The organism is Ligilactobacillus salivarius (assembly GCF_035231985.1).
Lineage (GTDB): Bacteria > Bacillota > Bacilli > Lactobacillales > Lactobacillaceae > Ligilactobacillus > Ligilactobacillus salivarius.
The window spans coordinates 551,266-563,429 of sequence record NZ_CP117983.1 but is presented as its reverse complement, the minus strand read 5'-3'; the positions used below and the strand labels follow the sequence as shown (position 1 = coordinate 563,429).

Genomic DNA, 12,164 nt, shown 5'->3' with positions numbered 1-12,164 from the left:
TATAGCTAACTTTTCTTATTATAGAAAGGTTAGCTTTTTTATTATCAAAAAAACCAGTAAAGGATAGTAACTTACTTCTTTACTGGTTTTTTCATCATTTTCATTGATCAGAATCACTTTCTGCCGATGAAGATGATGTATCTATTGATTCTTTTTTGTTGGATTTTAATGTGTTCTTTACACTTGATATATTAGCTTCATTTTGATCTGTTGTTGTTAATTCAGGTGCGTCTGAACTATAATCATCAATAGTTGTTTTATTTCCATTTTTAGACCATAGCGATGTAGACTTCTTTCCTAAATCCTCTTGAATCTTTAAAATCTGACCATATTGATTAGTGTAGTTATATTTCTTAGGATCAACAGGAGTAAATCCCGTTGGTATATAAAATCTTAAGAGATTCTTGTTATTCAATGTATCTGATAAGGAGAGTTCGGTATTAACCTTTTCCCTATCCTTCTTTATCTCATCTTTAACTTTTTGACTAGGGTGGGTTAATATTTTCCCCGTACTATTTTGGTAAATAGTATTACCAACCACTGTATATTTTGGAGTTATAAAATCTTCATTTCTAAATGCAACTACTTGATCGTGTTTTGATGAAAATAAATCTGTTCCAAATTGAATGTAATCGCGAGAATCTATTCCCAATAGATGCAGTAACGTTGGTAATACATCTATTTCTCCACCATATTGAGTTTGAACACCACCATCTTTAGTACCTGGTATATGTATCATAAATGGCACTCTTTGCATTTGAGTATTATCAAAATCACTCCATGTGGATGAGGATTTACCTAACAATGAAGCTAATTTTAAATTCCTAGTATCAGATATTCCGTAATGATCGCCGTATAAAACGATAATCGAGTTATCATATAATCCTGATTTCTTCAAATATTCAAAAAATTCTTGCACAGCTTGATCCAAATAATGAGCTGTCACAAAATAATTATTTATCGAAGCATCTGATGTATTAGCCTTATCGAATGATGTATTTTGATCATCTAAAGCAAAAGGAAAATGATTAGATACAGTTACAAATTTAGCATAGAAAGGTTGTTGAAGTCTTTCTAAATACTTAACAGAATCATGGAATAATAATTTATCTTTTAATCCATATTCAGTTAAATTATTTGCATCAGTATTGTAGTAACTAGAATCAAAGAAATAATTATATCCTAAATTTTTATATACATTATTTCTATTCCAAAATGATCCAGAATTTCCATGAAAGACTGCCGAGGTATAACCTTGAGACTGACCTAATATAGCCGGAGCACCCTCAAATGTATTATCAGTTCCAAGTATTGAAAACAGAGAACCTTGAGATAATCCATACGTACTAGTTTCTAACATATTTTCAGCGTCAGAAGTTTTCCCCTGTCCTACCTGATTAAAAAAGTTAGCAAAACTATATGTCTCTTTACTATTGTATAAACTGTTTAAAAATGGGGTAACTTCCTTATCATTTAGTTTGTAGTTAATCAAAAATTGTTGAAAACTTTCTAAATGAATAACGATTACATTACGTCCCTTTGCTATTCCATACATTTTAGAATTTGGTTCAGCATAATGATTACGCGTAAAATTAATGATGTTATTTAAGTCTGAACTTCCAGCTTTATTACGAACTTGACTGTTCCTTGCTGTCTTCAATCCATCATAAACCATATAGGTATCTATTCCCAGATACTTTACTAGATAATTTCTATCAAAAGTTCTTGACAATAATTGTGGACGGCTAATTTCACCTAAAGTAATATTCAATACTAAGCAAAATAACGAAAACGAAGTTAAAGCTAATGCTTGCACTCGTGGAATTGGGCGTTTGTCTAAATGAAGAAACCCGGTGATAAAACCCAAAACAACTATTATTATATCTGCAACAATAATAATATCTTGTGGTTTCAATAATGCAAACGAGCTTCCGCTCAATCCTTGTGACACCGTAGAGTATCCAAATATCGTATTAATCGTCATAAAATCTGTGAATTCACGATAATAGATGACATTAAACATCAGTAAGGCCGTATTCGCAATATAAATCAATCCCATAAATATATATGATGGAATCGTCCTTTTAATATACAAAGCTATCCCCAATAAGAGCAATGTCGTAGCTAAAGGGTTAACTAAAAGTACAAAATATTGATAGATGCCCTTAACTCCTAAATGAAAGTCTATAAAATAAACTAAAATAGTCTTTAACCAAAATAAAAAGACTAGCAAGGAGAAAAATCCCCAGCGTGTGTTAAGGAACTTTTTTATTCGGAGTAAATTCAAGATAGTTACGTCCTTTCTCAATCTTAACTAACTTATAATTTTACCCCTTATCTAATTTATACGTCAATTAAGATAAAGATAAATTAAGAAATGCTTATTATCTTATATTGATATTTAAGAGATTGTAAGGAAAATTAATAATTTATCTTCATTTTATGTGTTCAAATTTACTACTCTAGAAAATTTTTTATATATTTTTGTAATAATATCTTCCTAGCTACTTGGAATCGAAAATATCTATGAATTCATCAACTAACTTTGTTCTGTCGAAAGCTGAAGTATAAAATTGATATTCATTTGACGTAAGGTTATGATGATTTCCTCTGAACTATATTTCTCTGACAAGTAGTGTTTTTCAAGAATTCATAAATAAGAAGCACGACAAAACAGGTTAAGAGATGCACATTAATCGTTTCTTTTTTTCTGACATACATAGGTCTGGTTCGAAATTCACTTTTCATAATCCGGAAACTTTCTTCGATTTCTCATTTTTGTTGGAATGCTATTTGCAAGTATAAAGTCTCGTGTTGCTTTCTCCATTTTAAAACTTTTAACTTGAAATCATCAGTATAATCAAGTTTGGGTGAACGAATTTCCGGACCTTGAACACCGTATTTTGATAACGAGCAACCCACATCAGAATAGAACCATGTTTTTTAATTCCTAATGATCGGTGAACCAATTCTAGATAAATACGCTTTAAGTTTAATTTCAAAACTAAATTTAATCATAGTAACCCCCCCCATAGTTAAAAATTTCCGTCCAACTATGAGTTCACTGCACTCACGATTTTGTGAATTAACCATTTTTTTATTTAGAACTGAGTTTTTCCCATCCTCTTTTTTTAGGAAAATAATTCATAGAAACAGCTACTTTTAAAGTGAATGTTATCCTCGTGGAAAGTAAAAATCGCCATAAAATAATCCGCCTGATAGAGCATCATTTAATTTGCCGGACAATACATAACAAGGTTATCTGCCTTAATTGTTATCAATTTTTAATTGCTTCTGAATAATATCCTTCAAGGCAATATATTCTGATGGAAGTTTATCCGTTGCAACCCACATATGAATTGATGTAGATTGCAAACTTTCAATATAAAAACTATTGATATTTTGCTTATCTAATAAAACAACCTGGGGTAATAATGAAATTCCACCACCCATAGCAACCGTATTAAGAATTGCTTCTACAGTATCTAATTCTATCATCTTTGGTAATTCCGATTGATGTAAGTTCCACCATCCTAAAAGGACTTTCCTATAGGGGCAGGACTCGATACTATTTATAATAACTGGATATTTCCAAATATCCTTCTGTGAGTGGCAAGAGCTTGGAGTTATCAGCACTAAATTTTCTGGGGAATTGAGAATTTGCTTGCCGTAACAGATGTTATGGGAGTTATTAGTGATTATACAATCTAATTGTCCGTTAGATAGTTTTTGTTCCAAATCATCTTGGTTAAGCGTAGAAACAGACAATAATACATTTGGAAATTGTTTCTGATATTCAATGATACATTGGGGTAATAAATAACCAGCAATTGTCTGTGTTGTTCCGATTTTCAATGTTTTAGGATGGTTTTGAAAGGATTTCAATGTCTTGTCTAGTAAAGAAATTATCTTTTCAGCTTGATACAGCAATTTTTCCCCGTCTTTTGTCAGAGTTACACCTTTACTATGACGAATAAATAATGTTGTATTTAATTCTCTTTCTAATTTTTTGATATGCGCAGTGATATTGGATTGAACATATCCCATATTTTCCGCAGACTTCGATATAGATTTTGTACGAGCTACTTCCCTAAATATTCTAAGTTCCAAGCTTTCCATAATAGTTCCTCCGCTATCATTTAAAATGATATCTATCATCATTAACAACTATTATACACACAACGAGCTGATACGTATAATTAAATTGTAAAAAAATATGCAGGTTAGCTGTTGAAGAAAGAAGGAAAAAATAATGATTGCTATGCAATATAAGATTCTACTACCAGATGACTATGACATGGACGTGATTAGGCAACGAGTAGCTGTTAATGGATATAAAACGGATGGTTTTCAGGATTTACTATTTAAAGCATACCTTATAGCCGAAAAAGTTGATTCCACAAAAAGTTGTAATGAGTATTCTCCACTCTATGTATGGAAAGAGAATAGCGGTATGAACAAGTTCATTTTTGAAGGTTACTATGATAATATTCTAAATTCGTTCGGCTGGCAAAAAATAAATATAGGTATTCCAATGACGTGTCATTTGGAGAAAGACTTTAATCGGTCAAAATTTGCTCTTGAAATTGAACATGAAGTTACGCCAGTACAACAAATGGAACCTATAAACTTTTCATTAGATATTGACGATTGTACAGGAAAGGTGCTGATATACAATCCAGACAAATGGAAATATGTAGAATACTATTTCTATAAAGATATGCCTATTAAAAAATCTGTTGGAAAAATTTATAAAGTATTACATTTATCACAATAAATAGCAAAAATATATGGCTATCAATCCTGAGTTTCGCAGTTATTTAATTATAATATAAGCTTTTAGAGATATTTCTTACTTTACTCAATTTTCGTACTTTTCTCTGAATTCGCCACTATAGAATTTTTTATATTCTCGAGATAATATCTTCCTAGCTACTTGGAATCCGAAAATATCCATGAATTTATCAACTAACTTTGTTCTGTCGAAAGCTGGAGTATAGTTCAAGATAAACGATATTCATTTGACGTAAGATTGTGATAATTTTCTCTGCACTATATTATTTCTCTGACAAATAGTGTTTTTCAAGAATTCATAATAATAGAGTAAAAATATATTAATTTAAGTGTAAAACTTCCGTCTACCCCTTATTTAATTTATACGTCAATTAAGATAAAGATAAATTAAGAAATGCTTATTATCTTATACTGATATTTAAGGGATTGTAAGGAAAATTAATAATTTATCTTCATTTTATATGTTCAAATTTACTATTTTACGGTATAATGTAAGCGTACAATTATTATTAATAAGGAGAGAATATATAATGGCTCATATTTCATTTGATAGCTCTAACTTAACTAAGTTTGTTAATGACAATGAACTTGGCGAAATGCAAGCTTTAGTAACTGCTGTTGATAAAGAATTGCGCGAAGGTACTGGTGCAGGTAATGACTTCCGCGGTTTCTTAAATTTACCAGTTGATTACGACAAGGACGAATTTGACAGAATTAAAAAAGCAGCTAAAAAAATTCAATCTGATTCTGAAGTTTTAGTTGTTATTGGTATTGGTGGTTCTTACTTAGGTGCTCGTGCAGCAATCGATTTCTTACATCACCAATTCTTCAACTTATTACCAGCTGAAAAGAGAAATGCTCCACAAATTTTCTTCGCTGGTAACTCTATTTCTGGTTCTTATGTACATGACTTAATCGAATTAATCGGAGATCGTGATTTCTCTGTTAACGTAATTTCTAAGTCTGGTACAACTACAGAACCATCAATCGCATTCCGAGTATTTAAGGAAAAATTAATTGCCAAGTACGGTGTTGAAGGTGCTCGTGAACGTATCTATGCTACAACTGATCGTGCTCGTGGTGCTCTAAAGACTGAAGCTGACGCAGAAGGTTACGAAACATTTGTAATTCCTGATGATGTTGGTGGTCGTTTCTCAGTACTTACACCAGTTGGTTTATTACCTATCGCAGTTTCCGGTGCTGATATTGATAAATTGATGCAAGGTGCTGCTGATGCTCGTGAAGAATATTCTGATGCTGATTTAACAAAGAATGAAGCATACCAATATGCTGCTTTACGTAATATTTTATATCGTAAAGGTTATACAACTGAAATTCTTGAAAATTACGAACCAACATTACAATACTTTGCTGAATGGTGGAAACAATTGATGGGTGAATCTGAAGGTAAAGATGGTAAGGGTATCTATCCTTCTTCAGCAAACTTCTCAACAGACTTGCACTCACTTGGTCAATACATCCAAGAAGGTATGCGTAATTTAATGGAAACAGTTATCACTGTAGGAAATCCAACAAATGATACAGATATTCCTAAAGAAGAAGAAAATCTTGACGGCTTAGGTTACTTAGAAGGCAAGTCCATGAACTATGTAAACTCAAAAGCTTTCCAAGGTGTTGTCCTTGCTCATACAGACGGTAATGTTCCTAACATGATTGTTAACATTCCAGATCAAACAGAATACACATTAGGTTACATGATTTACTTCTTCGAAATTGCAGTTGCTATTTCTGGATACTTAAATGGTATTAATCCATTCAACCAACCTGGTGTAGAAGCATACAAGAAGAACATGTTTGCTTTACTTGGTCGTCCAGGTTACGAAGAATTAACAAAAGAACTTCAAGATCGTTTGAATAAATAATTATTAATACAAATAAAAATCACAGTTCTGAAAGATTCAGAGCTGTGATTTTTTTGTTTAGCTAAATTACTATTTAGTTGGATCAAAGAACCAGTAATTTCCATCCTTAGCTAGTAGTTCATCAGAAATTTTTGGTCCCATAGTATTACAATTATAATTTGTCAATTCATCAGGGGTTACATCTTCATTGTCCCATGCTGTTCTAACGGAATCAATAAATCTCCAAGAATAGTAAACCTCTTCCCAATGAACAAAATTAGTAGCATCGCCTTTTACCGCATCTAAAATTAGTTTCTCATAAGCCTCTGGTGTAATTGCTTGTGTTGAGATATCATGACGGTAGCTCAATGCTCTATTTTCCAATTTATATCCTGATTGACTAACTTTCTTAGTATTAAGAGTTAAACTCATACCTGGATTTGCATCAATATCAAATGACAAAACATTAGGTAACAATTTCTTATTAGCATTAAAAATGTTATTAGGCATATTCTTAAATACTACGTCAACACGAGTAGATTTTGCAGCTAATCTCTTACCTGTTCTAATATAAATTGGAACCCCAGCAAAATTCATACTATTAACATGAAGTTTTCCAGCAACAAAAGTTTCAGTAGTCGAATTTGGATCTACTTGATCTTCTTCACGATAACCATTTAAATCTTCTGTATGAGCATATTGTCCACGAACAAAATATTTTTTAACTTCTTCTGGAGTATACAATTGTAAAGCTTTTAATGCACTAATTTTTTCACGGCGAATATCAACATCAGTAAAAGTTACTGGTGCATTCATTGTTAATAATGAGACAATTTGTAAAATATGATTTTGAACCATATCTCTCAATGCACCTGCTGTTTCATAATACCCTGCTCTATCTTCAACACCTAGAGATTCACTCAAAGTGATTTGAATATTATCAATGTATCTATTATTCCATAGAGCACGGAAAATATTATTACCAAATCTAACAGCTAAAATATTTTGATTCATTTCTTTACCGAGATAATGATCAATACGATATACAGATTCTTCAGAGAAGTATTTTGCAATCTCATCATTTAATTCAACTGCACTTTGTAAGTCATGACCAAATGGCTTTTCAATAATTACCCTATTATAACCTTCATCTGTCACAATTTCTTCAGATTTTAGATACTTACATATTGTTCCAAAGAATCGTGGAGACATTGCTAAATAGAATAATCTATTACCATTAATTTTATATTTCTCATCCAGTTTCTCTGCCAATTTCTTCAATGTAACGTAATGTTCTACATCATTTACATTATGAGATTGATAATAAAAATGGCGAGAAAATTCTGTCGCTTGGGCAGCAGTATCTTCCATTCCGGAAATAGAATTCCTTACTACTTGTTGAAAATGTTCATCAGTCCACGGTCTACGTGCAGTGCCAATTACAGCAAATCTTTTACAAAGAAAACCTTTTTTATATAAATTAAATAAAGAAGGGTATAATTTTCTTTGTGCTAAATCACCAGTAGCACCAAAAATTATAAATAATGCATTCTGCTCTTTTCCCTTTTCAGTCATAACTACACCACTTTCGATAATCTTTAGCAATAATACATAATTACATTATATACTATATTTACTAATTAAATAAACTAAAATGGTTTTAATTATAAGTTCCATATTTATAAAAAAGTTGAAAGAGACTCTCTCTTCCAACTTTTTAACTATATTAAATGGACTCCTTTATCCACGTAAATAACATCGCCTACGACACCTGTTGACAAGTCACTCATCAAGAATGCACATGTTCCGCCTACTTCTCTAATTGTTACTGATTCCCCATCAACTGTCCTTTCTTCAGACATTTTTAATAACTCTGAATGACCTTTAATTCCAGTAACAGCCAATGTCTTTATTGCTCCTGCAGAAATAGCATTAACTCTAGTACCATACTTAGCCATGTCACGAGCTAAATAACGGACACTAGCTTCTAGAGATGCTTTAGCTACTCCCATGACATTATAGTTAGGGATAGCTCTTTCTGAACCAAAATAAGTTAATGTTACAATACTAGATGGATCATTTAAAATTTCACGACCGTACTTTGCAACCGCAATTAAGGAATATGCTGAAATATCTTGAGCTAATGCATATCCTTCGCGACTAGCTTGCATAATTTCTCCACCCAATTCTTCCTTGTTAGCAAAAGCAATTGCATGCAAAATTCCATCTACTTTTCCAAAGCGTTCATTCACTAATTTAAAGGCATTTTCAATACTTGCATCATCTGAAACATCACATTCTACTAGTTTTTCTTCTTCAGAAACTAAACGACTCAAACTTTTTTTTATTCTGTCATTTTGATATGTGAATATTAATTCAGCCCCATTTTCCATCATCATCTGGGAACATCCCCATGCAATTGAACGCTTATTAGCTACTCCCATAACAAGGATTTTCTTTCCTTTTAACAAGTCTGACATTAATTTCATTCCCTTCTAAAACTTTCTATATCTCTCTTTTCTTCTTTTCACAAGTTCAAACTCGGTAAGTGAAGTTAGGTTTTTTAATTCTTGTGCCAATATTTTCTTTATTTCTTTACAAATTTTTCGATGTGAGCTAGATTCTGGAATTATTCCTTCAATAATTTCTTGTTTTAATAAAGCCTCAGGAGTTAACTGCATTACTTCTGCAGCTTCATCTGCCCTTTTACTATCTTTCCATAAAATAGAAGCAAATCCTTCGGGTGATAAAATAGAATACATACTATCTTCTAACATCCAAACTTGATCTCCACATGCCAAAGCTAAAGCTCCTCCACTGCCTCCTTCACCATAAATAAATGAAATAATTGGTACCTTTAGATCACTCATTTCTAGTAAATTCCTAGCAATAGCTTCACCCTGTCCATTTTCCTCAGCTGATCGTCCAGGATAAGCACCTGAAGTATTTACAAAAGTTACGATTGGTCGATTGAATTTCTCAGCTTGTTTCATTAAACGTAAGGACTTTCTATATCCTGACGGTTCTGGACATCCAAAATGTTTCGCTATTCTCTCTTCAGGAGTACCACCTTTATCCGTTGCAATAACTGTTACAGGGATTCCATTAAATAATGCAATCCCACCTATAATTACTTCATCATCTGAATACTTGCGATCACCATGAAGTTCAAAAAAATCATCAAAAATTCCATCTATCAATTCATTGGCAGTTACTTTTTTTAACCCACGAGCAGCAGCTACGATTTCAGAAGCCGTTTTTTTCTTCTTTAAAATTTTAGGCATCTAAAAAGCTCCTTTCATTGAATGAATTTTTACCAACCATGCTAATTTTTCTTTTTGATCTTCACGTTTAATAATATTATCAATAAATCCATTCTTTAAAACAGTTTCTGCATCTTGTAAGTCATCTGGTACCTTTTGGTGAATAGTTTGTTCTATTACACGTTTACCTGCAAATCCCAGTAATGCTCTTGGTTCAGAAAGAATTATATCTCCCTGCATTGCAAAACTTGCTGTTACTCCACCTGTAGTAGGGTCTGTAATGACAGTTATGTACAATAAACCTGCATTTGAATGTTCCTTGACTGCTTGAGAAATCTTGCTCATCTGCATTAAGGAACTAATTCCTTCTTGCATTCTAGCACCACCAGAAGCTGTAAATAATATTACTGGTAAATTCTTCTGAGTAGCTCTCTCAAACAAACGAGTTATCTTCTCGCCAGTCACAGTTCCCATTGAGCCCATAATGAAGTATGGATCCATTATGCCTAAAGCAAATTCAACATCATCAATCATTGCTATTCCAGTTAAAACTGAATCGTTAAGTTTACTGTCTTGTTGTGCTTTAATTAATTTTTCTTTATATCCAGGAAAATTTAATGGATCTTTAGTTTCTAAATCTGTATCAAATTCTTGAAAAGTATCTACTAACCATTCTAATCTCTCACGAGCATGAATTCTAAACCCATAGTAACAATTTGGACATGTTTTATACTTACCTAAATCTTTATGATATATAGATTGTTGACATTTAGGGCAAGAAATCCATAATCCCGAAGGAACTTTTTCTCCGGCTTTTTTGTTAGCCTTAATATGCTTTTTACTAATTGTTTTTAATTCATCAAATAGCTGCATCTTTATGTTCTTCCTTCCATTTAGGTAAAAAATTCTGTTCTAAATATTCAGTAGTAACTTTACCATCTAAGAAATTCTTATCTTTTAAAATATCTAAGTAGAAAGATTGATTGGTTTTTACTCCTGTAATTAGCATCTCACTCAATAAGCGTTTTACTTTTTCAATCGCCTCATGTCTGTCTTGACCTAAAGAAATTACTTTAGCAATCATTGAGTCATAAAATGGAGTGATTTCCCAACCTGCATACAAATCAGAATCTATTCTCATTCCCAAATTTCCTACTGGAAAATACAAATAGCGCACCTTACCAACCTGTGGCATAAAATTCTTAGATGGATCTTCTGCATTGATACGGCATTCAATAGCACTTCCGTTAATTTGAATATCATTTTGATTAAACGGCAACCTTTCCCCAGAAGCTACTTTTACTTGAGCTTTTACCAAGTCAATTCCTGTAACCATTTCTGTCACTGTATGTTCTACTTGAATACGCGTATTCATTTCCATAAAATAAAAATTATGTTGACTATCCATTAAAAATTCAATTGTTCCAGTATTAACATAGTTAATGGCATTGGCAGCTTTTATTGCTATATTTCCTAGCTCTTTTCTTTGCTCCTCAGTAATTAAAAGGCATGGACTTTCTTCTATCATCTTCTGTTTATTTCTTTGTACTGAACAATCACGTTCAGGAAAATAAACTACATTTCCTTGCTTATCACGAAAAATTTGAACTTCAATGTGCTTTACATTTGTCATTATTTTTTCTAGATACATTCTTTTATCACCGAAAGATACTTGAGCCTCGCGCTTAGCCTCTTCAAATAATGATGTTAATTCATTATCGTCATTAACCTTTCTAATACCTTTGCCACCACCACCGGCTGCTGCTTTTAATAAAACCGGATATCCAACCTTATTTGCAACTTCCTTGGCTTCTTCAACAGTTTCAATGAAACCTTCACTTCCTGGAATCACGGGAACTCCACTTTTTTGCATTTGTTCTCTTGCATTAGCTTTATTTCCCATCAAATCAATTATTTCAGAATTAGGGCCGATAAAAGTTATACCTACAGCTTCACACATCTCAACAAATTGACTATTTTCAGATAAGAAACCAAAACCGGGATGGATTGCTTCCGCACCAGTTCCAATAGCAGCTGCTAAAATATTTTTCATGTTTAAATATGAGTCTTGTGGACGAGCTGTTCCTACACATACAGCTTCATCTGCTAATTGTACATGCAAACTTTCTCGGTCAACAGTTGAATAAATAGCAACCGATTTTATACCTAACTCTTTAAGTGATCGAATAATACGAACTGCAATTTCTCCACGATTAGCCACTAATACTTTCGAAAACATATTTTT

The 12,164-nt window shown here is 32.3% G+C and carries 7 protein-coding genes and 3 pseudogenes; 2 read left to right on the top strand and 8 right to left on the bottom strand.

Annotated elements, in window-relative coordinates:
* Nucleotides 1-100: 100 nt before the first annotated feature.
* The 3 genes and pseudogenes from PTA89_RS02670 to PTA89_RS02665 form a co-directional block, all read right to left on the bottom strand.
* Complete coding sequence (locus PTA89_RS02670; protein WP_324177453.1) at nt 101-2,287, bottom strand: LTA synthase family protein; 2,187 nt, start codon at nt 2,285-2,287, stop codon at nt 101-103.
* Nucleotides 2,288-2,440: 153 nt separating this feature from the next.
* Nucleotides 2,441-2,772 (bottom strand): annotated as a pseudogene (locus tag PTA89_RS10315) (IS1634 family transposase); the annotation flags it as partial.
* Nucleotides 2,773-3,267: 495 nt separating this feature from the next.
* The gene (locus tag PTA89_RS02665) at nt 3,268-4,119 is read right to left on the bottom strand and encodes a LysR family transcriptional regulator (protein WP_162917731.1); all 852 of its coding nucleotides are present in this window, start codon (nt 4,117-4,119) and stop codon (nt 3,268-3,270) included.
* A 133-nt stretch (nt 4,120-4,252) separates the two neighbouring features.
* Here PTA89_RS02665 and PTA89_RS02660 point away from each other — a divergent pair, with 133 nt between their 5' ends.
* Entirely contained in the window at nt 4,253-4,777 is a 525-nt protein-coding gene (locus PTA89_RS02660; protein ID WP_081533787.1) for a DUF4865 family protein, read from the top strand.
* Nucleotides 4,778-4,857: 80 nt separating this feature from the next.
* Here the strand turns inward: PTA89_RS02660 and PTA89_RS10310 are convergent.
* Nucleotides 4,858-5,090 (bottom strand): annotated as a pseudogene (locus PTA89_RS10310) (IS1634 family transposase); the annotation flags it as partial.
* Between the two features lie 234 nt (nt 5,091-5,324).
* On the opposite strand from PTA89_RS10310, the gene PTA89_RS02655 reads away from it, so the two are divergent.
* Complete coding sequence (locus tag PTA89_RS02655) at nt 5,325-6,677, top strand: glucose-6-phosphate isomerase (RefSeq protein WP_003699746.1); 1,353 nt, start codon at nt 5,325-5,327, stop codon at nt 6,675-6,677.
* Between the two features lie 69 nt (nt 6,678-6,746).
* Here the strand turns inward: PTA89_RS02655 and zwf are convergent, their stop codons facing one another.
* The 4 genes and pseudogenes from zwf to accC form a co-directional block, all read right to left on the bottom strand.
* On the bottom strand, nt 6,747-8,231 hold the full coding sequence (zwf, locus tag PTA89_RS02650) for a glucose-6-phosphate dehydrogenase (RefSeq protein ID WP_003705857.1): 1,485 nt from the start codon (nt 8,229-8,231) through the stop codon (nt 6,747-6,749).
* Between the two features lie 146 nt (nt 8,232-8,377).
* Complete coding sequence (fabI, locus tag PTA89_RS02645) at nt 8,378-9,136, bottom strand: enoyl-ACP reductase FabI (RefSeq protein WP_003709800.1); 759 nt, start codon at nt 9,134-9,136, stop codon at nt 8,378-8,380.
* Nucleotides 9,137-9,151: 15 nt separating this feature from the next.
* Nucleotides 9,152-10,792: pseudogene (accD, locus tag PTA89_RS02640) on the bottom strand (acetyl-CoA carboxylase, carboxyltransferase subunit beta).
* On the bottom strand, nt 10,779-12,158 hold the full coding sequence (gene accC / locus PTA89_RS02635; protein ID WP_003699741.1) for an acetyl-CoA carboxylase biotin carboxylase subunit: 1,380 nt from the start codon (nt 12,156-12,158) through the stop codon (nt 10,779-10,781). Before accC ends, accD begins: the two are co-directional and overlap by 14 nt.
* Nucleotides 12,159-12,164: the final 6 nt, after the last annotated feature.

What these genes read in the sequence shown, in the direction of transcription:
- PTA89_RS02665 (WP_162917731.1), bottom strand. Translation starts at nt 4,119, where the DNA reads ATGGAAAGCTTGGAACTTAGAATATTTAGGGAAGTAGCTCGTACAAAA.
- PTA89_RS02660 (WP_081533787.1), top strand. Translation starts at nt 4,253, where the DNA reads ATGATTGCTATGCAATATAAGATTCTACTACCAGATGACTATGACATG.
- PTA89_RS02655 (WP_003699746.1), top strand. Translation starts at nt 5,325, where the DNA reads ATGGCTCATATTTCATTTGATAGCTCTAACTTAACTAAGTTTGTTAAT.
- zwf (WP_003705857.1), bottom strand. Translation starts at nt 8,231, where the DNA reads ATGACTGAAAAGGGAAAAGAGCAGAATGCATTATTTATAATTTTTGGT.
- fabI (WP_003709800.1), bottom strand. Translation starts at nt 9,136, where the DNA reads ATGTCAGACTTGTTAAAAGGAAAGAAAATCCTTGTTATGGGAGTAGCT.
- accC (WP_003699741.1), bottom strand. Translation starts at nt 12,158, where the DNA reads ATGTTTTCGAAAGTATTAGTGGCTAATCGTGGAGAAATTGCAGTTCGT.